Raw genomic sequence first — 22,919 nt, forward strand, 5'->3', positions numbered from 1 at the left:
ATCGGATCACGGGGTTGATGAATGAAAAGAGGCGGCATTTTATGCCGGGAACTTGAACAGGAACAGTGCCAGGAGGGGTCAGATGTCCCGACCCCTCCCCGGACTCAGTGTTTGACGAGGTAGAGCTGACGGCTGTAGGCCACGTCTTCCGGGTTGTTGATGGGATACCCCTTGAGCCAGGGCTTGATGAGCCGGGCATTGGTGTACTGGTAGATGGGGGCGATGGGGGCCTCCTTCTGCAAGATGGCCTCGGCCTCATCGAACAGGCGGGCCCGTTCTGCGGGATCCTGACTGTTGGCCGCCTGCGCCAGCAGCTTGTCGTAAGCCGGGTTGGCGAACCGGGCCATGTTGCCGCTGTGGCCCGATCCCCAGAGCCCGAGGAAGGCGGAGGGGTCGTTGTAATCGGCGACCCAGGAGGAGCGGATCACCTCGAACTGGCCGCTTTGACGGCTGTCGAGATAGGTTTTCCACTCCTGGTTGGTGAGCTCGACCCGGGCTCCCAGCTTCTGTTTCCACAGGTTGGCGATGGCCAGCGCCATCTTCTTGTGAATTTCCGCCGTGTTGTAGAGCAGGGTCAGCTTGAGGGGATTGCTTGGGCCGTAGCCCGCTTCTTTCAGCAGGGCTCTGGCACGCTCGTCCAGCGCCTGCTGACTGCTGGTGGAGAGCAGATTGGGCTTGGGGTCGAAGTCGGCGGTCACGTCCGGGGTGAAGTGGTAGGCCGGTTTCTCCCCGGTGCCCAGCACCTTGTCGGCAATCAGGCCCCTGTCGATGGTGTAGGAGAGCGCCTGGCGCACCCGCACATCATTGAGGGGCGGGCGCTGGGTGTTGAAGGCGTAGTAGTAGGTGCCGAGCTGTTCCGGGGTATAGACTTCCCCCGGGATCTGGGCCATCAGGCTCTGGTACTGCTCCTTGGGGAAGGATTCGGTGATGTGCAGATCCCCGGCCAGATAGCGGTGGGTGGCCGCGCTCTCCTGGTTGATGGGCACGAAGGTGACGCGGGTCAGCACCGTGTGGGCGCGATCCCAGTAGTAGGGATTGGGCGTCAGCTCCAGTTTCTCGTTCACCACCCGGTGACTCAGCACGAAGGCGCCGTTGCCCACCAGCTTGCCGGGCTGGGTCCACTGGTTGCCATATTGTTCCATGCTGGCCCGGTGCAGGGGCGACAGGCTGGGATGGGTCAGCAGGCTCAGGAAATAGGGCACCGGCTGGGAGAGGGTCACTTTCAGGGTATGGTCATCGACGGCCTCCACCCCGAGCGCATCGGGGGCCAGCTTGCCTGCCACTATGTCGTCCACCTTGTCGAAGCGAGCGAGCTGGGCGAACCAGGCGAAAGTGGCGGCTTCCCTGGGGTCAACCAGCTTGCGCCAGCCATAGACGAAGTCGGCGGCGCGCACGGGGTCGCCGTTGGACCAGCGGGCATCCGGCCTCAGGTGGAAGGTGAATGTCTGGTTCCCCTCGTTGTCCCAGCGGGATGCCACCCCGGGCAGCACCTTGCCGTCCGGTCCCTGGGTCAGCAGCCCCTCGTAAAGATCCCTGAGGACCTGCAGCTCCGGCAGTCCCACCAGCTTGAGGGGGCTCAGGCTCGCCGGTTCATCCTTGAGATGACGGACGACGGCCTGTTCAGCGGCGAGTGGGGTGCCGGGCGGCACATCGGCGGCCTGGACGCAGGCACAGCCCAGCAGGGCCAGCAGGGGGCTCCATCCTTTCATGGTGAATCCTTCAAAATGTGTGAAGCGGGGAGAAAACTCGGCGAGAATGCATCGCCGGCAGATGGGAAATCATGATATCCCCTTTGCTGGTCAGACCGCCAGCATGAGTCCCATGATATCCGATGCGGCTGTCAACGAAGGGGCGCCGTGAGCGCCAGGAAAAGGAGAGAGTGATGAGAGCATGGATCTTGTTGGCCTGCGTGCTGAGCCAGGGCGCCTGGGCGTTGTCCCCGTGCGAGAAGAGCAGCCCGGTGGGAAGCTGGTGCGAAGTGAACATAGAGGCGCTGCACCCCACCCAGGGCGGCGTGGGGCAGTTGCAGGTGGATACCACCGCCCGGGAGCTGGCGGACAAGAGCGAGAAGCAGCTCGACAAGCTGATGAAAAAGAAAGAGATCCCCATCGTCATCGCGCCGGATGGGGGTTACTGGCTGGTGGACAGGCACCACCTGACCAAGGCGCTGTGGCAGCAGGGGGTGAAGCAGGTCAGGGTCAAGGTGATTGCACGGTTGCAGGACAGGGCCAATTTCTGGAGCCAGATGCAGAACAACCACTGGGCCTGGCTCAAGGATGAACGGGGTCAACCCCTGACTCCCGAGCAGTTGCCCGGTCATATCGGTGAATTGCCGGATTATCCCTACCGCACCCTGGCGGGGCTGTTGCAGGATGCGGGCTACTTCAGCAAGAAGGATCAGGTCTACTTCGTCGAGTTTGCCTGGGCCAGCTGGCTCGGCCAGCAGATGGCCTGGCAGCCGATCGATGAGGTCAACCTCGCGGATCGCCTCGCCGAAGCCAAACGGCTGGCGTGCAGCAGCAAGGCGGCGGATCTGCCTGGTTACCCCGGCAAGCAGTGTCGCGTCAATCAGCCCAGAACGGCGGGTTGAGGGATCCTGCACAAAGGGTCTGGTTGATATTTGTTCTCGATTGGCCATGATACAAACTCCACTCGTGTCGGCAAAGGAGAGGAACATGGAACATCAGAACTGGCAACGTTACATGCTGGAGGCGGAGAATGCCCTTGGCATGGGGGCTCTGGGCACGGCGATCTGCCTCTATCAGCAGGCCCTGGGGGAAGTCTATGAGCTGGCCTCCGGGGATCTGGACGAACTGGCCAGCATGCGGGTCGCCACCTGTCACCGCATGGCCGATTTCTGGCGTGCCATGGAAGAGCCCGCCTATGAACTGCGCTACCTCAAGCTCGCCTCCGAGCTGGTCACCGCCCTGGTGCCCCAGTGCCCCAACCGGGAGTGCGAATCCCTCATCAGCGAGCTGGGCTGCTGCCGCGCCGCCCTGCTCTCCTTCTTGAAGCGCCACCCCAATCCGGAGATTGCCCGGCTTATCCAGGTGCAGGACAGGGTGCAGGGCTGCGAGCTGATAGGCCGGTTCCGTCTCAACTGAGTTCAGCGCCGTTTTTGCAGCTTGCTGGCGATGCGGCTTTGCGCCTCTTCCCCTTGCAGGGCCTGGGCGAAGGCGCGCGCTTCCAGGTCGATGACGAAATGCACCGCCTGTTTGAGCTCCTGCTTGAGCAGCGCCTTGCTCTTCTGGAGCGCCATCGGCGGCTTGGCCGCCAGTTTCAGTCCCTGCTCCCGAGCGAAGGGGAGCAGGTCCGCCGGGGCCAGCACCCGGTTGGCGAGCCCGAGACGCAGCGCCTCTTCTCCATCGATGGCCTCTGCCAGCAGCAACAGCTCCGCCGCCTTGAGGTGACCGACGGCGCGTGGCAGCAGCAGGCTGGCGGCAAACTCCGGCACCAGTCCCAGCTCGACGAAAGGCAGTTGCAGCCGGGCGTTGTCACCCAGATAGACCAGGTCGCAGTGCAGCAGCAGGGTAGTGCCGATGCCGACTGCCGGGCCGCCCACGGCGGCGATCACCGGTTTGGGGAAGTCGGCCAGGGTGTGCAGAAATTGCAGGATGGGATCGTCCGGCTCAAGGGCGTGCTTGCCAACAAAGTCGGCCAGATCGTTGCCGGCGGTGAAGCACTCCGCCTGGCCCTGCAACAGCAGCACATGGACCTCTTCGTCCCGGGCGGCCTGGCGCAGCGCGTCGGTCAGCGCCAGATACGTTTCCGTGTTGAGGGCATTGCGCTTTTCCGGTCGATTGAAGGTCAGGGTGAGCAAGCCGTCCTGCTGTTCGGCCAGAATTGTGAGGGCCATGTCTGAATCCTTGTTGTCGGGGGCTGTCAAAAGCTTGCCACAGGGGTAAGCTTTGTCTCGTTTAACAACATCATAAAAGGATTTCAACCATGTTTAAACGTGCGTTTTATTCCACCATGGCACTGCTTCTGGCCGCCCCGGCCCTGGCCAAGGTCGACGCGGTCGATGGTTATGTGCGCCTGCTGCCCCCTGGCTCGCCGAACACGGCGGCGTTCATGGTGCTCAGGAACGATGGGGACAAACCGGTTAAACTGGTGGCGGGTGCGTCCCCTGAGGCGGGCCGTGTCGAGCTGCACACCCATTTGCACGAGAACGGCGTCATGAAGATGCGACAGGTGGAGAGCATCGAGATCCCGGCCAAGGGGGAGGCCGTGCTCAAGCCCGGCAGCCTGCACATCATGTTGTTCGACATCCACACCCTGGCTCAGGGCACGCCCTTCCCGCTGACCCTGACCCTGGACGATGGTCAGACGCTGTCACTGAGCCTGCCCGTGAAGCCGGTCGAACCCATGAAAGGGATGAAGCACTGACATTTATGGACGCTTGTTCAGCTTTTTACTCTAGGTATTCCTTGCCCAGCGGGTAAAATGATGGCCTTTCCAGTCCAAAATGGAGCGAAGTGATGAAGAAGACCCTGATTGCCGGCACTGTGATGGCTCTGCTCAGCCATGGGGCCATGGCCGCCAATGACTGGCGTTTTGCGGCGGGTGCCGATCTGTGGAATGCCCAGGGAAGTGGCCAGGTCAGCAGCGTGGGTGCCGATGGCAGCTACGACGAGAACTACAACTGGAGCGGCTACCTGCAACTGGAGCACGGCATCCTGCTGCTGCCCAACGCCAAGTTCGAAATGTCCGACTTCAGCAGCAGCGGCGGCAGCTTCAACAACGATCTGCTGGCTTACGACCTGAGCCTCTACTATCGCCTGTTCAACAACGACCTGTTCCAGATCGACCTGGGTCTGACCGGTCGTCGCTACGACGGTGATTTCAACACCCAGCACTACTCCTATGACAAGGATGTGCTGATGGCCTACACCGGCGCCGAAGTGCGCATCCCGGGGACCGGCTTTGCCGCCTTCGGCGATGCCCGCGTGCAGGATGCCGACAACTACGACTACCGTCTGGGCGGTTCCTACAAGTTCTCTTCCGTGCCGCTCAAGATCCGCGCCGGCTGGCGTGAGGCCGAGATGGACTTCGATCGCGTCGATCAGACCATCGACGGCTGGTTCATCGGTGGTGAATTCACCTTCTGATCTCCCTGAGGAGCACACATGGGCCACATCATAGTGACTGGCGCGGGGTCCGGACTGGGCCGCGCCCTGACCATAGGGCTGGTTGAACGCGGCCATCAGGTTTCCATGATGGGTCGCCGTTACCAGAAACTGCAGGAGCAGGAAGAGCTGCTCGGCAAGGCGGTGATCGGCATTGCCGCCGATCTCGCACACCACGAAGAGGTGGATGTCGCCTTTGCCGCTGCGGTGGAGTGGGGCGGCCTGCCCGACATGGTGATCCACTGTGCCGGTGTCGGCGAGTTTGGCCCGGTGGGTGTCTACACCGCCGAGCAGATCCGCCGGGTGGTGGAGAGCAATCTCATTTCCACCATACTGGTGGCCCAGCAGACGGTGCGCCTCATCGGTGACAAGGGCGGGGTGCTGGCGAATGTGCTCTCCTCCGCAGCCCAGACCGGCAAGGCCAACGAGAGCCTCTATTGCGCCTCCAAATGGGGAATGCGCGGCTTTCTCGAATCCTTGCGGGCCGAGCTGAAGAGTGCTCCCCTGCGACTGGTGAACCTCTATCCGAGCGGGATCCGCAGCGAGTTCTGGGAGAATTCGGATCACGTGGACCCGAGCGGCTTCATGACGCCGGAAGACGCTGCAGCCTACATGCTGGATGCGCTGGCCGCGAGAAGCAGCTGCCATGTGACCGATCTCTTTATCGGTCGCAATGCCTGAAGCGCCGTGAACCGGCCCCGTCGCCAGATGACAAGGAAACAAAAAGCGCGCCATTTGGCGCGCTTTTTCATTGATGTGCAGTGCTAAATTATCTGCTTGCCTGCCTCTCTTTACGCCGGGCCATCATGGATTTGAAGGTGGGGAAATTCAGTGCCGACATGGCGTGGATGGTTGATGATGCATGTCGGCACATATTATTTCCGAGTCGCATATTCCCGCAGGAAGGATGGAATCACCTGTTTTGGCTTCTTGCCAAGGGTCAGCAGCAATTCAAAGTCCGGGTCGATAATGCCATGTCGACACGCCAGCTCTTCCAACAAGGCAAGCCAGAGGTGGGCCGTCACCTCGGCATCCGCCAGGGCACGGTGAAACACCCCATCATTGGGCAGACTCCGGTATTGCACCAGGGTACCCAGCTTGTGATCCGGGGCATCGGGAAACAGGCGCCTCGATAGCAGCAGGGAACAGGCGAACTGGCCGCGGTATTGCGCCGGCAATCGCTCTATTTCCGCATCCAGAAAGCGCTTGTCGAAGGAGGCGTTGTGGGCGACCAGATTGTCATCACCGATAAAGTCGACGAAATCCGCCATCACCTCGTTACAGGGGGGAGCCTGTTTCAGCATGGCATTGCTGATCCCGGTATATTGCTCGATGAAGCTGCTCACGTTGAAGCCCGGATTCATCAATGCCGAGAAACGCTCACTGATATGGCCATCCTTGATTCTGACGGCACCGATCTCGATGGCTCTATCCCCTTGTCCGGGTGAAAGCCCTGTGGTCTCGAAGTCGAGCACGACAACGGTATTGGCTGAGGCGATGGACATAACTTCTCGGGCAAGCTCGGTAAAGAGCGCCAGTCTAGGAAATCAGCCGTGCCGTGTACAGGGCAATGCAGTTATCTCATTGGTTCACGCTGGAGACGCATTTTTGTGCATCATGGCTGAGAGCCATATAAAAAGCCCCGAGTGCCGTGGCACTCGGGGCTTTCCTATGAAAAGCGAAAGGCGGTGTCGCGTTATCAGCGACCCAGCTTGGCCTTGAGCAGGGCAACGATCTCTTTGATCGCCACTTCCTGCTTCTCGCCGGAGCGGCGGCACTTGTACTCCACCACGCCGTTGTCCAGACCACGGTCACCGATGACGATGGCGTGGGGCACACCGATCAGCTCCATGTCGGCGAACATCACACCCGGGCGCTCCTTGCGGTCGTCAAACAGCACGTCCACACCGGCGGCTTTGAGCTCGGCGTAGAACTGTTGCGCCTGCTCGGCCACGCGCTCGGACTTGTGCATGTTCATCGGCACGATGGCCACTTCGAACGGGGCGATGGCGTCCGGCCAGATGATGCCGTACTGGTCGTTGTTCTGCTCGATGGCGGCAGCCACCAGACGGGAAACCCCGATACCGTAGCAACCCATTTCCATGGTGACGGACTTGCCGCCTTCGTTCAGCACGCTCGCCTTCATCGCTTCGGAGTACTTGGTACCCAGCTGGAAGATGTGGCCCACTTCGATACCGCGCTTGAGCAGCAGCTTGCCCTGGCCGCACGGGCTCGGGTCACCTTCTACCACGTTGCGCAAGTCGGCAACCTCAAAAGAGGTGATGTCGCGATCCCAGTTGGCACCGGTCAGGTGGAAACCGGTCTCGTTGGCGCCGCAAACAAAATCGCTCAGATGGGCGGCGCTGCGATCGACGATGATGCGACCGGCAAAGCCGACCGGGCCGATGGAGCCTGCGTCGCAACCGGCGGCAGCCTTGATCTGCTCGTCATTGGCGAAGGTCAGCGGGTTAGCCACGCCAGAAAGCTTCTCGGCCTTGATTTCGTTCAGCTCGTGGTCGCCACGCAGTACCAGGGCGATGACAGCCTGTTTTCCGTGCTCGTCTTCCTCGGCCAGTACCAGCAGGGTCTTGGCGATGGCGGTCGGCGCCACGTTCAGGAAAGCGGCCACATCAATGATGGTGTGGACGGCCGGGGTGGCCACCTTGGTCAGGGCTTTGGTTGCGGCAGCGCGCTCGCCAGCCGGTGCCAGGGCTTCGGCCATCTCGATGTTGGCGGCGTAATCGGATGTATCGGAGAAGGCGATCAAGTCTTCACCGCTCTCGGCCAGCACCTGGAATTCGTGGGAGCCGGTGCCCCCGATGGAGCCGGTATCGGCCTGCACCGGGCGGAAGTTCAGACCCATGCGAGTGAAGGCGGTGCAGTAGGCCGCATGCATCTTCTCATAGGTATCGACCAGGGAAGCCTTGTCGATGTGGAAGGAGTAGGCATCCTTCATCAGGAATTCGCGGCCACGCATCACGCCGAAACGGGGGCGCACTTCGTCGCGGAACTTGGTCTGGATCTGGTAGAGGTTCAGCGGCAGTTGCTTGTAGCTGTTCACTTCGTAACGGACCAGCGCGGTGATCACCTCTTCGTGGGTCGGACCCAGCACGAAGGGGCGGTTGTGACGGTCGGTCAGGCGGCACAGCTCGGGGCCGTAGTCATCCCAACGGCCGGACTCCTGCCACAGCTCGGCGGGCTGTACCACCGGCATGGACACTTCGACGGCACCCGCATTGTTCATCTCTTCGCGGACGATGTTTTCAATCTTCTTCAGGACCCGCAGGCCGGTCGGCAGCCAGGCGTACATGCCGGAAGCGAGTTTGCGGATCATCCCGGCGCGCAGCATCAGCTGGTGGCTGACAACTTCAGCGTCGGAGGGGGTTTCCTTGAGAGTGGAAAGCAGATATTGGCTGGTACGCATCGCGGTAGACCTTCGCTAGTTCGGGCGGCTTGGCCCTGGAAAATTTCAAGTGCGGAATTTTAACAGGCGAAGCCCCCCGGCCCAAGGGCTAAATTCAGCGGCGCTGGGGGGAGGGCGGGGGCCTTGCCCCGCCCGCACTAGACCCGAAATTGCGACAGCAACTGCTGTTGCTGCTGGCTGGCCTGATGGAGGGAGGAGGCCAGTTGCAGGCACTCCTGGGCTTCCTGTTCGCCCGTCTGGGCCTGCAGGCTGATATCCGAAACCTTGCCCGTGGTGTGTCCCAGGGTGTGGGAGAGCTGGCTGGTCGCCTCTGCCACCTGTTGCACCATGTCGGCGAGCTGATCGATGGCCTCTTCTACCTTGAACAGGATCTGTTTGGTGTTGTCGGAGTCCGCCATACCCGATTCCACAGTTTTCAGGTTGCGTTGCATCATCAGATAAGCCTGCTCTGTCTGCTGCTGGATGCTGTTGATCACATCCGTTATCTCGGCACTGGAGGTGGCGGTGCGATTGGCCAGGGTGCGCACCTCGTCGGCCACCACGGCAAAACCGCGCCCCATCTCGCCCGCCCGGGCGGCTTCGATGGCGGCATTGAGTGCCAGCAGGTTGGTCTGCTCCGAGATATTGCTGATGGTGGAGATGATCTGGCCAATCTGCCCCGCCTGCTCCTTGAGGGCGTTGATGGCGGTGGCACATTCACCCACCTCCATGACCACCCGCTGCATGCCGGCGGTGGCGGAGGAGACATACTGGCTGCTTTGCGTGGTGAGCTGGCGCACCTCATTGGCGTTCTGTGCCGCCAGGTTGCAGTTGTCCGAGATGGTGGTGGCCACCTGCACCATCTGCTCGCTGTCGTGGTGCAGCGCCTGGGCATGCGCTGCGGTCTGGCGGCTGCTCTGGCTGATGGCCTGGACCCGGTTGACCGAGGTGCGCACGTGCTGGTTGATGTGCTGGTTGTTGTCCATGGTGGCGCTGATCATCTTCTGCAGCTTCTCGATGAAGCGATCCACGCTGCCGGCCAGGGAGCCAATCTCGTCGTCGCGTGAGAGGTTGATGCGGGCATTGAGATCTCCTTCCCCGGCGGCGATGTCCTGCATGCGCTTGTCGACCTGGAGTAGCGGGCGAACAATGGTGCGCACCAGCCAGAAGCCGCAGCAGGTGACGATCAGCAGGCTGAGCAGCAAGCCCCCCAGGATGAGTCCTCTGGTGTAGTCGATGATGGCGTTGAGCTGGTGAACCTGATCCTCGACGGTGGCGTCCCCCTGGGCCTCGACCTCGACCAGCGCCAGCCTGAGCTGGTCGGCGCTGTGTTCGTAACGGGCCAGCTGGTTCTGATAAGCGCTCAGGGCTGTGGTCCATTCACGGATCAGGCGGGCATTGTCGGCTTGCAGGGCACGATACTGGGTGGAAAGCATTTGGCCTGCAAACTCCCCGTCGCCGGGCACATCGAACTGGCCGGTTGCCAGCATGCCGTCAACCGCGTCCTGATAGAAGCGGGTGGCTTGTGCCAGCTCGGCCTGGATGGCAGGAGTAGGGCCTTCGCTCTGCATCTTCTCCAGCGCATAGAGCTGGCGCAGGAATCCGATGTTGGCCTCCATGCCGCCATCGGCCGCCTGCCAGCGGGTCGCGAGGCCGCCGTTCCAGCTGATGGCCTGATCCGGTGAGCGGGTGAGGCTCTCGACGGCCTCGTCACCGATCACCTCCAGCCTGGTCGAGAGGCGTGACATGCGTTCAGAACTGGCACGCAGCGCCTCATCGGCGCTTGTGAAGGTGCGATAGAGGGTCAGCAGCTGTGCCTGCTCTTGCTGATAGGTCTGCTCATGCTGCTTCAGCGTGGTGATGGCTGCCGCATCGATGAGCCCGCCTTGCTCCACCCGGCGCAAAGCGTCGCTGGCCGCCTCTTTTGCCCGTTGCAGCTCCGGTGCGTCGAGGGGGATCCCCGAGAGCATCTTCTGGATATAGAGCGACTGGTTGCCGAGTTCGATGGAGCCCTCCATGGCACCATCTGCCGTCTGCCAGGCGGCACCCAGGACGTAGGAGAGCAGATCAGCCAGCCGCTGGCTGCCATACCAACCGATCGCCCCCATGCCCAGGGTGCAGCCGAGCAGAATGGTGAGTCCGAGGTTGGATGTGGTGACGATTTTCATGATTCAAGCCTTCCCTGGTGCCGAACAAGACCATTTCAGTGTTCAATCAATGACGAAGATGTGCCATCCCCGATGGAAAATAAAGTGACAGACAGTGTTCTGAACGAGGGAAGTGGCCGGGTATGAAGAGCGGGTCATCCCATGATCTGCATGGACCTATGCTGGATACTTATCCAGTTATTCTTTATGCTATGACCCAATTTGCGAGAGTCTGCGTGGCGAGGAAAAGAACATGATCGGTCGCTTGAGAGGCGTCATCATCGAGAAGCAACCCCCCGAGGTGTTGCTGGAAGTCGGAGGGGTGGGATATGAGGTTCATATGCCCATGAGCTGCTTCTATGATCTGCCCGAACTCGGGAAAGAGGCCGTCATTCACACCCACTTCGTGGTGCGTGAAGATGCCCAGCTGCTCTACGGCTTCAACCACAAGCAGGAGCGGGCGCTGTTTCGCGAGCTGATCAAGACCAACGGGGTCGGCCCCAAGCTGGCACTGGCCATTCTCTCCGGCATGACGGCCACCCAGTTTGTGATGAGCGTCGAGCGCGAGGAGATAAGCTCCCTGGTCAAGTTGCCCGGCGTGGGCAAGAAGACTGCCGAGCGCCTGGTGGTGGAGATGAAAGACCGCCTCAAGGGCTGGGTCAGCCACGATCTCTTCTCCCCGGCCGAAATCACCCTGCCCGCGAAAGAGAGTCCGCTGCGTGCCCCGGATGCGAGCGAGGAGGCGGCCAGTGCACTGGTGGCCCTCGGCTACAAGCCGCAGCAGGCCAGCCAGATCGTCAGCAAGGTGGCCGCCGACGGCATGTCGGTAGAGGAGATCATTCGTGAATCCCTGCGCAGCCTGGTGTGAGGTAGACAATGATTGAAGCGGATCGCCTCATCTCGGCCGGTGCCGCCCGTGAGGACGAGATCATCGATCGGGCCATCCGGCCCAGAAAGCTGGCCGATTATACCGGGCAGGATCACGTCTGCGATCAGATGGAGATCTTCATCGAGGCCGCCCGCCAGCGCGGGGAGGCCCTCGATCATCTGCTGATCTTCGGGCCTCCCGGCCTTGGCAAGACCACGCTGGCCAACATCGTCGCCAACGAGATGGGGGTCAACATCAAGACCACCTCGGGCCCCGTGCTGGAGAAGGCCGGCGATCTGGCGGCGCTCCTCACCAACCTGGAACCGAACGATGTGCTCTTCATCGACGAGATCCACCGTCTCAGCCCGGTGGTGGAGGAGGTGCTCTACCCGGCCATGGAGGATTATCAGCTCGACATCATGATAGGGGAGGGGCCGGCGGCCCGCTCCATCAAGCTCGATCTCCCTCCCTTCACCCTGATCGGTGCCACCACCCGGGCCGGCTCCCTCACCAGCCCCCTGCGTGACCGGTTTGGCATCGTGCAGCGCCTCGAGTTTTACAACGTCAAGGACCTGACCGACATCGTCTCTCGCAGCGCCCGCTGCCTCGGGCTCGACATGACGGAAGACGGCGCTCTCGAGGTAGCCCGTCGCTCCCGGGGGACACCGCGCATTGCTAACCGTTTGTTAAGGCGGGTACGAGATTTTGCCCAGGTGAAGTCTGACGGGCGAATTGACGGACCCATTGCGGCCCGTGCTATGGACATGCTGGACGTGGACAATGAAGGTTTCGACTTCATGGATCGCAAGCTATTGTTGGCCGTCATCGACAAGTTTATGGGGGGGCCCGTCGGGCTCGACAACCTGGCCGCCGCCATCGGTGAGGAGAAGGACACCATAGAAGACGTGCTGGAACCTTATCTGATCCAGCAAGGCTATCTGCAACGTACACCCAGAGGGCGGATTGCAACTCAGAGAGCCTACGCACACTTTGGCCTGGAACGACCGGCAGATCAGTAGACGTTGCGATATGAACCAAAAAGCCGCCCTTGAGGCGGCTTTTTGTTTTGCGGGCAAAAAAAAGCCCACGGCACAGGCGGTGGGCAAAGACAATTCAGGATGGATGTTCACAGACAGTGAGCGCGTCTGCAGACCGGTCGGGAAAAAACAGAGGAGCCGTCGCGAGGCTTCAGAGTCGGTTCATTTGATAGAGTTGAACGAAAGAAAGCTTGTAGTAACGGATGGTCTTGGCAACAAACTTTTTCATCATTAATCCCAACAAACAGGTTCGAAATGTTCATCGAATACGTACCGGGAACCCGGAATGACCGGCCTGTATTCAGAGGTATGCCCTCACTGCGAGGCGCATTGTAGGAGCTCTTTCCGGGTGGGGCAAACAAGAAAATCTATGGGCTTTTGATTAGATAAACTAATGATTTTCGTGGGGGTGCCAATCCGCATAAACATGTGTTTTTACTGGGTTTAAATTGATTTTTGGATGAGCCTGGCCATTTATTGAAATAATCGAGATGTGAGGGCTTTATTTCCGGGGTTGCGTATTTTTTTAACAGAATTGAAACTATTTTAGTGAGTCATAAAATTGATTTAAATCAATTATTTACGACTTATCGTTTTTTGTGATGAAGCTCCCATAATTAATGGGAAAAGCCCTATAAGTTACCTTGAAAAAACATGTATTGAGGGTGGTTTTACATTGATTTTAATCAAATAAAGGTGATATAAAACAGCGATCATTATAGGCGGGAATAGAACCCTGGTTATTGTTTATTAGATGTTAAACATTAGCTTTTTTTGTTCCTGTATATTGCCTTGTTGTTAATGTGGTGGCAGTCGAATCCGGTCAGTCCGCGAGGGGTGACCGACCGTTCGGGGACTTCCAATGGAAGCTTTGTCCTTAAAACTTAAAATAGCCGTGCCAATAATCGGTGAGGAAACATCATGATTGCTGAGCATGTGGTAGACCTATCGCGGTTCCAATTTGCTGCGACGGCCCTTTATCACTTCCTGTTTGTACCCTTGACGCTGGGGATGGCCTTCATCCTGGCGATCATGGAGTCTGTCTATGTGATGACCAACAACACAGTGTACCGGGACATGACCAAGTTCTGGGGCAAGTTGTTCGGTATCAACTTTGCCCTCGGGGTTACCACAGGGCTGACCATGGAGTTTCAGTTCGGTACCAACTGGGCTTACTACTCCCACTATGTCGGCGACATCTTCGGGGCCCCGCTGGCCATCGAAGGCTTGATGGCCTTCTTCCTGGAGTCCACCTTCGTCGGTATGTTCTTCTTCGGTTGGGATCGTCTCAGCAAGCGCCAGCACCTGGCGGCTACCTGGCTGATGGCGCTCGGGACCAACCTCTCCGCACTGTGGATCCTGGTCGCCAACGGCTGGATGCAGAACCCGGTGGGTGCCGAGTTCAACTTCGAATCCATGCGCATGGAGATGGTGAGCTTCGCCGACCTGGTGTTCAACCCGGTTGCCCAGGTCAAGTTCGTCCACACCGTGGCAGCAGGCTATACCACGGGCGCCATGTTCGTGCTCGGGATCTCCTCCTATTACCTGCTGAAGAATCGTGATGTGGCGTTCGCTCGTCGCTCCTTCGCCATCGCAGCCGCGTTCGGCATGGCCTCCATCCTCTCCGTGCTGGTGCTGGGTGACGAGTCCGGCTACGAGACCGGGGAAGTGCAGAAGGTGAAACTGGCAGCCATCGAGGCCGAGTGGAACACGGAGCCGGCTCCGGCATCCTTCACCCTGTTCGGGATCCCGAACCAGGAGGAGATGCGCACCGACTACGCCATCAAGATCCCCTATGCCCTCGGCATCATCGCCACCCGTTCCCTGGACGGTCAGGTGACTGGTCTCAAGGATCTCAAGAGCGAGCATGAGCTGCGCGTGCGCAACGGCATGACCGCCTACGACCTGCTGACCAAGCTGCAATCCGGTGACAAGTCCGACGATACCCGCGCCCGCTTCGACGAAGTGAAGCAGGATCTGGGCTACGGTCTGCTGCTCAAGCGTTACACCCCCAACGTGACCGACGCCACCGACGAGCAGATCAAGGCCGCCGTGGATGACTCCATCCCGCAGGTACTGCCGCTGTTCTTCGCCTTCCGCATCATGGTCGCCTGCGGCATCCTGATGCTGGTGCTGATCGGTCTGGCCTTCTATGACAGCACCCGCCACAAGATCGGCGAGCGCAAGTGGCTGCTCAAGGCGCTGTTGTACGGCATCCCGCTGCCCTGGATCGCCATCGAGGCTGGCTGGTTTGTCGCTGAATATGGTCGTCAACCCTGGACCATCGCCGAGATGCTGCCGACTTATGTCTCTGCATCCAACATTCCTGCGTCCGAGATCTGGTTCTCTCTGATCGGGATCTTCCTGTTCTACACCGTACTGCTGATCATCGAGATGTACCTGATGTTCAAGTATGCGCGCCTGGGCCCAAGCAGCCTGAAGACGGGCAAGTACCACTTCGAACAGAGCAAGGCATAAGGAGAGTGACCCATGTTTGATTACGAACTGTTGCGTCTGGTCTGGTGGGTGCTGGTCGGCGTGCTGCTGATCGGGTTTGCCATCACCGACGGTTTCGATATGGGGGTGGGCGCCCTGCTCCCCTTCGTCGGCAAGAAGGATGTGGAGCGTCGCGTGATGCTCAACACCATGGGGCCGCACTGGGAAGGCAACCAGGTCTGGCTGGTGACCGCCGGTGGCGCCCTGTTCGCCGCCTGGCCCATGGTCTATGCGGCGGCCTTCTCCGGCTTCTACATCGCCATGATCCTGACCCTGATGGCGCTGTTCTTCCGTCCGGTCGGCTTCAAGTACCGCTCCCTGCAGGAAGACGCCAAGTGGCGCTCCAACTGGGACTGGGCTCTGTTTGCCGGTAGCGCCATTCCCCCTGTTATCTTCGGGGTGGCGTTCGGCAACCTGCTGCAGGGTGTACCGTTCAGCTTCAACCAGTTCCTGATGATGACCTATCACGGCAACTTCTTCGGCCTGCTCAATCCGTTCGGTCTGCTGGCCGGTCTGGTGAGCCTCTTCATGATCATCACTCAGGGTGCAACCTGGCTGATGATGAAGACCGAGGGGGAAGTGCTGGCCCGTTCCCGCACCGCCGCCATGATCTTCTCCCTGCTGACCCTGGTGCTGTTCGCCCTGGCCGGCGTCTGGGTAAGCGGCATGGATGGCTACGTGATCGTGGGCTCCGTCGCCACCGACGCCGTCACCAACCCGCTTCATAAAGAAGTCGTGGTGCAGTCCGGTGCCTGGATGCAGAACTACAACCTCTATCCCTGGATGATTGCCGCACCCGTGCTGGGTCTGGTGATGTGTCTGCTGACCGCCGTGGCGGCCAAGCTGGACAAGGGTTGGGTGGCGTTCTTGTTCTCCTCCTTAGGCATCGCCGGCATCATCCTGACCGCGGGCTTCTCCATGTTCCCGTTCGTGATGCCCTCGAGCCTCGAGCCGTCCCAGAGCCTGACCATGTGGGATTCCACCGCCTCCTTCAACACCCTCAAGGTGATGACGGTAGTCGCAGTCGTCTTCGTGCCGACCGTGCTGGCTTACACCATCTGGACCTACATCAAGATGTTCGGCCGGGTGAGTAACAAGCACATCGAAGACAACCAACAATCGCTCTACTAAGAAGGTGCCCTGATATGTGGTATTTCACCTGGATCCTGGGGCTGCTGCTGGCCTGTGCGTTTGGGATTATCAATGCGCTCTGGCTGGAGCACACCGAGAACCTGGATCGTCAGATTGATGAAGACAAGTGACAGGCTCGCCCGGCTGGCCGCTCCTCTGGAGCGCCAGCCATGGCAAGGTCTGATGCTGCTGGCGGCGGCCCTGCTGGCTGTCGCCATCTTGCAGGCGCCCAACCTGGTCGCGGCCAACACCAGTGAGCACGGCCTCTGGCTTGCGCCCTGGCTGATGTGGGCGGTCTGTTGCGGTGTCATGCATGGACTGGGGTTTCACCCGCGCAGCCTGGTGGGCCGCGTGCTGTTCTTCCCCTGGCTCGCCCTGCCCAGCCTGCTCTGCGGGCTCTGGCTGACCAGCAGCTACTACCTGCCATAAATGATGAAGGAGGTCGGCATGAGCCCACCTCCTTCTTCTTTTTTGAGGGGCGTGCCGCCGCCCGGTCAGAGCGACAGAACCTCGCTTGTCACGCCGCTCGCAGCCACTTCTCTTGTCCGCTTTTCTTGTGATGCTGACAGCCCTGTGGTCTTCGGCCTGTCGGCGCCGCAGCACGCCATAAAAAACAGGGGGAGAGGGGATTTCCCTGTCTCCCCCTGCTTCTTTCCTATTCAGCCCTGCGCTATGATAGCCCCCCATCTGACTGTCGAATGGATCACAGATTTTTATGGGGGAAGTCTCTGAGTTTCCGGTGCGTGTCTACTACGAAGACACGGATGCCGGAGGCATCGTCTACAACGCCAATTATCTCAAGTTTATGGAACGGGCCCGCACCGAATTCCTGCGCGCAGGCGGCATCGAACAGGATGTCCTGCTGCAGGCGGGGATCGCGTTTGTGGTGAGTCGCACCGAAATCGACTTCCGCGCGGCGGCCCGTTTCAATGAACTGCTGACCGTAATGACGCAAGTAACTGAAGTGAAACGCGCTTCCATGCGTTTTTCACAGCAGATCCTGGCGGCTGATGGACGGCTGATCACTCAGGCCATGGTACAGATCGCCTGTGTCAGTCATCCGCAAATGAAACCTGTTGCAATACCTGAAAAAATCAAGGGAGTGCTGTTAAGTGCACGCTGAAATTTCGTTTATTGGCCTGTTCTGGCAAGCCAGTCTGTTGGTGAAACTGGTCATGATGACCCTGATGGGCATGTCGGTCGTCTCCTGGGCGCTGATCATCCAGCGCTCCAAGGCCATCAAGGCGGCCAACCTCGCCTCGGAGCAGTTTGAAGATAGATTCTGGTCCGGGGTCGACCTCAATCGTCTCTACCAGGAGTCCTCCTCCCGTCGTGACGACATCGAAGGCATGGAAGACATCTTCTACTCCGGCTTCAAGGAGTATGCCCGCCTGCTCAAGGCCGGTGCCCGTGGTCAGGATGCGGTGATGGACGGTACCTATCGTGCCATGCGCGTCTCCCTGTCCCGAGCAGTGGACGATCTCGAGTCCAACCTGCCGGTCTTGGCGACCATCGGCTCCATCAGCCCCTATATCGGTCTGTTCGGTACCGTCTGGGGGATCATGAACGCCTTTATCGCTCTGGGTCAGGTTCAGCAGGCGACCCTGCAGATGGTGGCACCGGGTATCGCGGAGGCGCTGATCGCCACCGCCATGGGTCTGTTTGCCGCCATCCCGGCCGTTATCTTCTACAACCGCTTCACCAACAAGGTCGAACGGCTGGAAAACGCCTACGCCAACTTCATGGACGAGTTCACCACCATTCTGAACCGCCAAATCGCACAGCAGGGTGAGAAGTAATGCAAACCTATCAGCGGCTCAAACGCAAGAAGGTCGCCGAGATCAACGTGGTGCCCTATATCGACGTCATGCTGGTGCTGCTCATCATCTTCATGGCGGTCACGCCCGTGATCACGCAGGGGGTCAAGGTCGACCTGCCCCAGGCGGAGTCCGAGCAGTTGCCGGAAGACGCCAAGCCGCCTTTCATCGTCAGCGTCAATACCGAGGGTGAGTACGTCATCAAGGCCGGCGAGGCGGATGACGAACCCGTACCGAGCGGCACCCCAGAGGCGATGCAGCAGTACATCACCGAGAAGGCTATGGGCTATCTGGCCATCAACCAGAACGCGCCCGTGGTGGTCGCCGGTGACAAGTCCGTACGCTACGAGGAGGTGATCCTGCTGATGGTGGCCCTCAAGAAAGCCGGTGTGCCTCAGGTTGGTCTGATGACGGATCCGGTGAACTGACGGAGATGGATGTGAAGCGTGGTATTTCCGGTTATCTCGTCGCGTCGCTGCTGCTGCATCTGATCATCGGCATCATCCTGCTGGTCGGTGTCGACTTCAGCAAACCCAAGCGCCCCGAGTCCAAGGGACAGATCGTCAACGCGGTCATGATGGACAGCGAAATGCTGGAGCAGCAGATGCAGCAGGTCCAGCAGCAGAAGCAGGCCCAGCCCAAGGCTGCACAGCAGCAGAAGGACAAGGAAGACGCTGAGCGCGTCAAACGCGAGCTGGCACAGGAGCAGGAGCGTCTGCGTATCGCCGAGACCAAGCGCAAGCAGGCCGAAGAGGCGACCCGCAAGGCCGAAGCCGACAAGCAGAAGAAAGAGGCTGAACAGAAGCAGGCGGAAGAGAAGGCCCAGAAAGCCGAGGAAGCCCGCAAGCTGGAAGAGCAGAAGACCAAGAAGGCCGAAGCCGAACGCAAGGCGGCGGAAGAGGCCAAGGCGCTGGCGCTCAAGAAGAAAAAAGAAGAGCTGGAGAAGAAGCAGGCTGAAGAGAAAGCCAAGGCGGAAGAGGCCAAGGCCAAGAAAGCGGAAGCCGAGAAGAAGGCCAAGGCCGAAGCCGAGAAAAAGGCGAAGGCGGAAGCCGAGAAGAAAGCCAAGGCCGAGGCCGAGAAGAAGGCGAAGGAAGAGGCTGACAAGAAGGCAAAAGCTGACGCAGAGAAGAAGGCGAAGGCCGAGGCCGACAGAAAGGCCAAGATTGAGGCGGAGCGCAAGCGCAAGGCGGCCGAAGAGGCCAAGTTGCAAAAAGAGATGGAAGCCATGATGGAGCAGCAGCTGGCCGCCGAGGCCAATGCGCGCAGTCAGGCCGCATCGGCAGCCGCCAAGGGTGAGGTCGACAAGTATGCCGCCCTCATCAAGGCCACGGTCGAGCGCTACATGATTTTGGATCCCACCATGCGGGGCAAAACATGTACTATCGGTGTCAAGTTGGCCAGTAGCGGCTTCGTCATCTCGGTGGACAACGGTCAGGGTGATCCGGCGGTCTGTCGCTCCGGCAAGGCGGCGGTTCTGAAGGCCAACCAGTTGCCGGTGCCGAAGGATCCGGCGGCATTCGAATTGATGAAGGATCTACGCCTTCAGCTAGCGCCAACGATTTAAGAGAGTGTTTCTGCTTTGATTGGCAAGGGTTGTTGATCAGAGAACTGAGTCTCAAATTGGAACTGAGAGTTTAAGCCATGATAAGAAAAGTGTTTTTTGCTTTGGTTGGCTGTTTGTTGCTGGGCCAGAGTGCTCAGGCGGCCTTGGACATCGTCATCACCGGCGGTATCGACAGTGCGCGCCCCATCGCCATCGCCCCCTTCAAGTGGGAGGGCAATGGCCAGTTGCCGCAGGATATCGCGGAAGTGGTCTCCAACGACCTGATGCGCAGCGGCAAGTTCAAGCCGCTGGCTCGTGGCCAGATGCCGCAGACGCCGAGCTCCAGCGGCGAGATCAACTTCGCACCCTGGGCTTCCCAGGGAGTCGAAGCCGTGGTGGTCGGCTCCATCGCCGCCGTGGGTGATGGCACCTACAAGATCAACTTCGAGCTGGTCGACGTCCTGAAAGGCCAGCTGGCCAAGACCCAGGGCGGTGAGGCGAACGGTTACATCCTGGACAGCCGCATGGCGACCATCCCGGGTGCGCAGATGCGCCAGTTTGCCCACCGCATCTCCGACATCGTCTACGAGCGTCTGACCGGTGAGCGTGGTGCCTTCCTGACTCGTCTGGCCTATGTCTCCGTGCAGCAGGGCACCCAGTTCCCGTATCAGCTGCGGATCTCCGACTACGACGGCTACAACGAGAAGACTCTGCTGCGCTCCCGTGAACCCCTGATGTCCCCGGCCTGGTCGCCGGATGGCAGCAAGCTGGCTTACGTGAGCTTCGAGAACCAGAAGTCCGAGATCTATGTGCAGGACATCTACACCCAGCAGCGCAGTCTGATCACCAGCTTCCGTGGCATCAACGGTGCGCCGGAGTGGTCTCCGGATGGTCGTCGTTTGGCTATTGTTCTGTCCAAAGATGGGCAGCCTGACATCTATGTCGTTGATGTTGCTAGCAAGCAACTCACTCGAGTCACAAATAACCGCACCATCGACACCGAACCCTCCTGGATGCCGGACGGTCAAACTTTGCTGTTCACCTCTGAACGTGGTGGCAAACCCCAGATTTATAGCGTAAATTTGGCGACTGGCATGACTCGCCGGATGACCTGGGAAGGGGATTCCAACCAGGGGGCATCCATCACACCGGACGGCAAGTCCATGGTGATGGTGACCCGGGTTCAGGGACAATATCGCATCGCTCGCCAGGATATGGAAAATGGAGCCATGCTGGTACTGACCCAGAGTGCTCTGGATGAATCGCCAAGTGTGGCTCCCAATGGCAGCATGATCATTTATGCCACCATCTATCAGGGTCGTAAGAGTCTTGCATTGGTGTCGACCGACGGTCGCTTCAAGGCAGTGCTTCCGACCAGTAGCGGTGAAATTCGTGCACCAGCTTGGTCGCCCTTCTTGAATTGATAAAAATCGATTGTTTTTTGTTTTGTTATAAAGGTTTAAGGAAATAGCATGCAACTCAATAAACTGCTCAAGGGTCTGGCCATCGCACTGCCACTGTTCACCCTGGCTGCCTGTAGCTCCTCTTCCGACTCCGACGCCGCTGGCGCCGAGTCCGGCATGACCGACGGCATGGGCGGTGTACAAACCGGCGGCGCCAACGGCATGTTGTCCCCGGAAGAGCAGATGCGTCAGAAGTTCGAAGCGCTGCAACGCGACAACGTGATCTACTTCCCGTACGATGGTTACGACATTCAGGGTCAGTACGCCGACCTGCTGGATGCCCACGCCAGCTACCTGCGTGAACGTCCGAGCGTCAAGGTACTGATCGAAGGCCACGCCGACGAGCGCGGTACGCCGGAATACAACATCGCGCTGGGTGAGCGTCGTGCCAAGGCTGTTGCCAAGTATCTGCAAACCCTGGGTGTGCAGGCCGAGCAGCTCTCCATCGTCAGCTATGGCGAAGAGAAGCCGCTGGATCTGTCCCACACCGAGGAAGCCTTTGCCAAGAACCGCCGTGCGGTCCTGGTTTACTAAGGTTTGAGTCGAACGAAGTTCGTTTATATGCAAGCGGCCATTTCGATGGCCGTTTTATTTGCACTAAACGTCAAGGTTTGATCCGAATGAAATCTGTATCAGCGAGCGACTATGCGCTGGCCGTTTTATTTGCACTAAACGCTAAGGTTTGATCCGAATGAAATCTGTGTACAAGCAAGCTGGTGTTGCGCTGGCCGTGTTGGTTGCTTTGAATGCGCAAGCGGCAGCACCCGTGAGCGATCTGAGCGGGGATTCTGGCAGCAGCGGCGTAGTGCTGAGCGGCAACAATGGTGCCATCGTACCGACCGGCAGCCTGGAAGACCGGGTTGCTCTGCTGGAGCGTACCCTCAACGCCCGTCTGCGTCTGCAGGCCGAACTGCAGCAACAGGTCGACTCCCTGCAAGGGGAGGTCTCCGAGCTGCGTGGTCAGCTGGAACAGCAGACCTACCAGATGGAGCAGTCCCAGGAGCGCCAGCGCCAACTCTACCAAGAGCTCGACAAGGTGGCCAACAGCCAGCCTGCCGCCGCGCCCGCAACACCTGCTGCAGGTGCTGCAACGCCTCCTGCCGCGGCTGCCAACTACTCCACCAACCAGGATGAGAACCAGGCCTACGACGCAGCCGTGAACATGGTGCTCAAGGAGAAGAACTACGACAAGGCCATTCCTGCCTTCGAAGGGTTCATCAAGCAGTTCCCGAACTCCAGCTATGTTCCCAATGCCCACTACTGGCTCGGCCAGCTGATGTTCAACAAGGGTGACAGGGCGGGGGCCGCGAGCCAGTTTTCCACGGTGGCGAACAAATACAGCAAGTCACCCAAGCGGGCCGATGCCCTGCTGAAACTCGGCATGCTCGCCCAGCTTGACGGCAAGAAAGCAGAGGCCAAGGCCTTCTATGAGCAGGTGATCAAGGGTTACCCCAACACCTCGCCGGCCCAGCTGGCCAAACAGAGTCTGGCCAAGCTGTGACATTGCTGCATGTCACTGTTTTCGTAACACTCTTGTAAATACCGCCGTGCTTTGTATGCGCAGTGAACAATCAGATTTAATTTAAGATTTTTCTATTGCGCCAGGATGATAAATCCGTAATATAGGCCGCCGTCAGAGCCGGAGCAGTAATGCAGTCGGCACTGGTCGTGGTGAGGGTCGTTAGCTCAGTCGGTAGAGCAGTTGACTTTTAATCAATTGGTCGCTGGTTCGAATCCAGCACGACCCACCATTTCTTCACAGCAGGTGAAGACAATATTCCCAGGTCGTTTAGCTCAGCTGGGAGAGCACCTCCCTTACAAGGAGGGGGTCACTGGTTCGAGCCCAGTAACGACCACCATGTTGTAACACTGGCCGCCACATGCGGTT

Annotated in this window: 24 protein-coding genes and 2 tRNA genes; 21 read left to right on the top strand and 5 right to left on the bottom strand. The window is 59.5% G+C overall.

Features of this window, described 5'->3' with window-relative positions:
* Positions 1 to 104: 104 nt before the first annotated feature.
* On the bottom strand, positions 105 to 1,709 hold the full coding sequence (locus MUW49_RS18875; protein WP_128318329.1) for an ABC transporter substrate-binding protein: 1,605 nt from the start codon (positions 1,707 to 1,709) through the stop codon (positions 105 to 107).
* 173 nt (positions 1,710 to 1,882) lie between these two features.
* Here MUW49_RS18875 and MUW49_RS18880 point away from each other — a divergent pair, with 173 nt between their 5' ends.
* Together MUW49_RS18880 and MUW49_RS18885 are read left to right on the top strand one after the other, a co-directional pair.
* Positions 1,883 to 2,590 carry a ParB-like protein gene (locus tag MUW49_RS18880; protein WP_042014597.1) on the top strand — a complete coding sequence of 236 codons (708 nt, stop codon included), beginning with the start codon at positions 1,883 to 1,885 and terminating at the stop codon, positions 2,588 to 2,590.
* A gap of 85 nt (positions 2,591 to 2,675) precedes the next feature.
* The gene (locus MUW49_RS18885; protein WP_010672859.1) at positions 2,676 to 3,104 is read left to right on the top strand and encodes a DUF2753 family protein; all 429 of its coding nucleotides are present in this window, start codon (positions 2,676 to 2,678) and stop codon (positions 3,102 to 3,104) included.
* Between the two features lie 2 nt (positions 3,105 to 3,106).
* Here the strand turns inward: MUW49_RS18885 and MUW49_RS18890 are convergent, their stop codons facing one another.
* Positions 3,107 to 3,856, bottom strand: coding sequence for an enoyl-CoA hydratase-related protein (locus MUW49_RS18890; RefSeq protein WP_041211009.1), 750 nt, complete (start codon positions 3,854 to 3,856; stop codon positions 3,107 to 3,109).
* A gap of 89 nt (positions 3,857 to 3,945) precedes the next feature.
* Here MUW49_RS18890 and MUW49_RS18895 point away from each other — a divergent pair, with 89 nt between their 5' ends.
* The 3 genes from MUW49_RS18895 to MUW49_RS18905 all read left to right on the top strand — a co-directional run bounded on the left by MUW49_RS18895 (position 3,946) and on the right by MUW49_RS18905 (position 5,807).
* A complete protein-coding gene (locus tag MUW49_RS18895) occupies positions 3,946 to 4,386 on the top strand; it encodes a copper chaperone PCu(A)C (protein WP_039039478.1) in 441 nt (146 codons plus the stop codon).
* Between the two features lie 92 nt (positions 4,387 to 4,478).
* Entirely contained in the window at positions 4,479 to 5,108 is a 630-nt protein-coding gene (locus tag MUW49_RS18900) for a TIGR04219 family outer membrane beta-barrel protein (RefSeq protein ID WP_043155850.1), read from the top strand.
* An 18-nt stretch (positions 5,109 to 5,126) separates the two neighbouring features.
* Positions 5,127 to 5,807 carry an SDR family oxidoreductase gene (locus tag MUW49_RS18905; RefSeq protein WP_069652447.1) on the top strand — a complete coding sequence of 227 codons (681 nt, stop codon included), beginning with the start codon at positions 5,127 to 5,129 and terminating at the stop codon, positions 5,805 to 5,807.
* A gap of 194 nt (positions 5,808 to 6,001) precedes the next feature.
* On the opposite strand, the gene MUW49_RS18910 is transcribed toward MUW49_RS18905, so the two are convergent.
* The 3 genes from MUW49_RS18910 to MUW49_RS18920 all read right to left on the bottom strand — a co-directional run bounded on the left by MUW49_RS18910 (position 6,002) and on the right by MUW49_RS18920 (position 10,697).
* Entirely contained in the window at positions 6,002 to 6,631 is a 630-nt protein-coding gene (locus MUW49_RS18910; RefSeq protein WP_039039479.1) for a 3'-5' exonuclease, read from the bottom strand.
* Positions 6,632 to 6,825: 194 nt separating this feature from the next.
* Positions 6,826 to 8,550: a proline--tRNA ligase gene (locus MUW49_RS18915; protein WP_244813086.1), complete on the bottom strand. Its 1,725-nt coding sequence runs from the start codon at positions 8,548 to 8,550 to the stop codon at positions 6,826 to 6,828.
* 137 nt (positions 8,551 to 8,687) lie between these two features.
* Positions 8,688 to 10,697 (bottom strand): methyl-accepting chemotaxis protein, encoded by a 2,010-nt coding sequence (locus tag MUW49_RS18920; RefSeq protein ID WP_244813087.1) that lies wholly within the window; start codon positions 10,695 to 10,697, stop codon positions 8,688 to 8,690.
* 232 nt (positions 10,698 to 10,929) lie between these two features.
* On the opposite strand from MUW49_RS18920, the gene ruvA reads away from it, so the two are divergent.
* The 16 genes from ruvA (at position 10,930) to MUW49_RS19000 (ending at position 22,890) form a co-directional block, all read left to right on the top strand.
* A complete protein-coding gene (gene ruvA / locus MUW49_RS18925) occupies positions 10,930 to 11,544 on the top strand; it encodes a Holliday junction branch migration protein RuvA (RefSeq protein ID WP_010672867.1) in 615 nt (204 codons plus the stop codon).
* A gap of 8 nt (positions 11,545 to 11,552) precedes the next feature.
* The gene (gene ruvB / locus MUW49_RS18930; protein WP_041211014.1) at positions 11,553 to 12,563 is read left to right on the top strand and encodes a Holliday junction branch migration DNA helicase RuvB; all 1,011 of its coding nucleotides are present in this window, start codon (positions 11,553 to 11,555) and stop codon (positions 12,561 to 12,563) included.
* A gap of 10 nt (positions 12,564 to 12,573) precedes the next feature.
* Complete coding sequence (locus MUW49_RS18935; RefSeq protein WP_029313687.1) at positions 12,574 to 12,816, top strand: hypothetical protein; 243 nt, start codon at positions 12,574 to 12,576, stop codon at positions 12,814 to 12,816.
* A 686-nt stretch (positions 12,817 to 13,502) separates the two neighbouring features.
* Positions 13,503 to 15,059 carry a cytochrome ubiquinol oxidase subunit I gene (locus MUW49_RS18940; RefSeq protein ID WP_010672869.1) on the top strand — a complete coding sequence of 519 codons (1,557 nt, stop codon included), beginning with the start codon at positions 13,503 to 13,505 and terminating at the stop codon, positions 15,057 to 15,059.
* Positions 15,060 to 15,071: 12 nt separating this feature from the next.
* A complete protein-coding gene (gene cydB, locus MUW49_RS18945) occupies positions 15,072 to 16,208 on the top strand; it encodes a cytochrome d ubiquinol oxidase subunit II (protein WP_244813088.1) in 1,137 nt (378 codons plus the stop codon).
* A 14-nt stretch (positions 16,209 to 16,222) separates the two neighbouring features.
* The gene (gene cydX / locus MUW49_RS18950) at positions 16,223 to 16,339 is read left to right on the top strand and encodes a cytochrome bd-I oxidase subunit CydX (protein WP_005331536.1); all 117 of its coding nucleotides are present in this window, start codon (positions 16,223 to 16,225) and stop codon (positions 16,337 to 16,339) included.
* A complete protein-coding gene (locus tag MUW49_RS18955; protein ID WP_039039483.1) occupies positions 16,326 to 16,637 on the top strand; it encodes a cyd operon YbgE family protein in 312 nt (103 codons plus the stop codon). Before cydX ends, MUW49_RS18955 begins: the two co-directional genes overlap by 14 nt.
* Before the next feature lie 286 nt (positions 16,638 to 16,923).
* Positions 16,924 to 17,331, top strand: a complete 408-nt coding sequence (gene ybgC, locus MUW49_RS18960) for a tol-pal system-associated acyl-CoA thioesterase (RefSeq protein WP_010672872.1) — start codon at positions 16,924 to 16,926, stop codon at positions 17,329 to 17,331.
* On the top strand, positions 17,321 to 18,007 hold the full coding sequence (gene tolQ / locus MUW49_RS18965) for a protein TolQ (RefSeq protein ID WP_010672873.1): 687 nt from the start codon (positions 17,321 to 17,323) through the stop codon (positions 18,005 to 18,007). The genes ybgC and tolQ overlap by 11 nt, the downstream gene beginning before the upstream one ends.
* The gene (gene tolR / locus MUW49_RS18970; protein ID WP_069784929.1) at positions 18,007 to 18,453 is read left to right on the top strand and encodes a protein TolR; all 447 of its coding nucleotides are present in this window, start codon (positions 18,007 to 18,009) and stop codon (positions 18,451 to 18,453) included. Before tolQ ends, tolR begins: the two co-directional genes overlap by 1 nt.
* A gap of 5 nt (positions 18,454 to 18,458) precedes the next feature.
* The gene (tolA, locus tag MUW49_RS18975; protein ID WP_010672875.1) at positions 18,459 to 19,589 is read left to right on the top strand and encodes a cell envelope integrity protein TolA; all 1,131 of its coding nucleotides are present in this window, start codon (positions 18,459 to 18,461) and stop codon (positions 19,587 to 19,589) included.
* A 77-nt stretch (positions 19,590 to 19,666) separates the two neighbouring features.
* Entirely contained in the window at positions 19,667 to 20,992 is a 1,326-nt protein-coding gene (gene tolB, locus MUW49_RS18980) for a Tol-Pal system beta propeller repeat protein TolB (RefSeq protein ID WP_041211016.1), read from the top strand.
* A 48-nt stretch (positions 20,993 to 21,040) separates the two neighbouring features.
* Positions 21,041 to 21,565 carry a peptidoglycan-associated lipoprotein Pal gene (gene pal / locus MUW49_RS18985; RefSeq protein ID WP_010672877.1) on the top strand — a complete coding sequence of 175 codons (525 nt, stop codon included), beginning with the start codon at positions 21,041 to 21,043 and terminating at the stop codon, positions 21,563 to 21,565.
* A 157-nt stretch (positions 21,566 to 21,722) separates the two neighbouring features.
* Positions 21,723 to 22,532, top strand: coding sequence for a tol-pal system protein YbgF (ybgF, locus tag MUW49_RS18990; RefSeq protein ID WP_041211017.1), 810 nt, complete (start codon positions 21,723 to 21,725; stop codon positions 22,530 to 22,532).
* 174 nt (positions 22,533 to 22,706) lie between these two features.
* Positions 22,707 to 22,782, top strand: a tRNA-Lys gene (locus MUW49_RS18995).
* Positions 22,783 to 22,814: 32 nt separating this feature from the next.
* Positions 22,815 to 22,890, top strand: a tRNA-Val gene (locus MUW49_RS19000).
* Positions 22,891 to 22,919 lie beyond the last annotated feature (29 nt).

The sequence above is a fragment of the Aeromonas sp. LsrichE-8G genome (assembly GCF_022869435.1).
Taxonomy (GTDB): domain Bacteria; phylum Pseudomonadota; class Gammaproteobacteria; order Enterobacterales; family Aeromonadaceae; genus Aeromonas; species Aeromonas caviae.

What these genes read in the sequence shown, in the direction of transcription:
- MUW49_RS18875 (WP_128318329.1), bottom strand. Translation starts at nt 1,709, where the DNA reads ATGAAAGGATGGAGCCCCCTGCTGGCCCTGCTGGGCTGTGCCTGCGTC.
- MUW49_RS18880 (WP_042014597.1), top strand. Translation starts at nt 1,883, where the DNA reads ATGAGAGCATGGATCTTGTTGGCCTGCGTGCTGAGCCAGGGCGCCTGG.
- MUW49_RS18885 (WP_010672859.1), top strand. Translation starts at nt 2,676, where the DNA reads ATGGAACATCAGAACTGGCAACGTTACATGCTGGAGGCGGAGAATGCC.
- MUW49_RS18890 (WP_041211009.1), bottom strand. Translation starts at nt 3,856, where the DNA reads ATGGCCCTCACAATTCTGGCCGAACAGCAGGACGGCTTGCTCACCCTG.
- MUW49_RS18895 (WP_039039478.1), top strand. Translation starts at nt 3,946, where the DNA reads ATGTTTAAACGTGCGTTTTATTCCACCATGGCACTGCTTCTGGCCGCC.
- MUW49_RS18900 (WP_043155850.1), top strand. Translation starts at nt 4,479, where the DNA reads ATGAAGAAGACCCTGATTGCCGGCACTGTGATGGCTCTGCTCAGCCAT.
- MUW49_RS18905 (WP_069652447.1), top strand. Translation starts at nt 5,127, where the DNA reads ATGGGCCACATCATAGTGACTGGCGCGGGGTCCGGACTGGGCCGCGCC.
- MUW49_RS18910 (WP_039039479.1), bottom strand. Translation starts at nt 6,631, where the DNA reads ATGTCCATCGCCTCAGCCAATACCGTTGTCGTGCTCGACTTCGAGACC.
- MUW49_RS18915 (WP_244813086.1), bottom strand. Translation starts at nt 8,550, where the DNA reads ATGCGTACCAGCCAATATCTGCTTTCCACTCTCAAGGAAACCCCCTCC.
- MUW49_RS18920 (WP_244813087.1), bottom strand. Translation starts at nt 10,697, where the DNA reads ATGAAAATCGTCACCACATCCAACCTCGGACTCACCATTCTGCTCGGC.
- ruvA (WP_010672867.1), top strand. Translation starts at nt 10,930, where the DNA reads ATGATCGGTCGCTTGAGAGGCGTCATCATCGAGAAGCAACCCCCCGAG.
- ruvB (WP_041211014.1), top strand. Translation starts at nt 11,553, where the DNA reads ATGATTGAAGCGGATCGCCTCATCTCGGCCGGTGCCGCCCGTGAGGAC.
- MUW49_RS18935 (WP_029313687.1), top strand. Translation starts at nt 12,574, where the DNA reads ATGAACCAAAAAGCCGCCCTTGAGGCGGCTTTTTGTTTTGCGGGCAAA.
- MUW49_RS18940 (WP_010672869.1), top strand. Translation starts at nt 13,503, where the DNA reads ATGATTGCTGAGCATGTGGTAGACCTATCGCGGTTCCAATTTGCTGCG.
- cydB (WP_244813088.1), top strand. Translation starts at nt 15,072, where the DNA reads ATGTTTGATTACGAACTGTTGCGTCTGGTCTGGTGGGTGCTGGTCGGC.
- cydX (WP_005331536.1), top strand. Translation starts at nt 16,223, where the DNA reads ATGTGGTATTTCACCTGGATCCTGGGGCTGCTGCTGGCCTGTGCGTTT.
- MUW49_RS18955 (WP_039039483.1), top strand. Translation starts at nt 16,326, where the DNA reads ATGAAGACAAGTGACAGGCTCGCCCGGCTGGCCGCTCCTCTGGAGCGC.
- ybgC (WP_010672872.1), top strand. Translation starts at nt 16,924, where the DNA reads ATGGGGGAAGTCTCTGAGTTTCCGGTGCGTGTCTACTACGAAGACACG.
- tolR (WP_069784929.1), top strand. Translation starts at nt 18,007, where the DNA reads ATGCAAACCTATCAGCGGCTCAAACGCAAGAAGGTCGCCGAGATCAAC.
- tolA (WP_010672875.1), top strand. Translation starts at nt 18,459, where the DNA reads ATGGATGTGAAGCGTGGTATTTCCGGTTATCTCGTCGCGTCGCTGCTG.
- tolB (WP_041211016.1), top strand. Translation starts at nt 19,667, where the DNA reads ATGATAAGAAAAGTGTTTTTTGCTTTGGTTGGCTGTTTGTTGCTGGGC.
- pal (WP_010672877.1), top strand. Translation starts at nt 21,041, where the DNA reads ATGCAACTCAATAAACTGCTCAAGGGTCTGGCCATCGCACTGCCACTG.
- ybgF (WP_041211017.1), top strand. Translation starts at nt 21,723, where the DNA reads ATGAAATCTGTGTACAAGCAAGCTGGTGTTGCGCTGGCCGTGTTGGTT.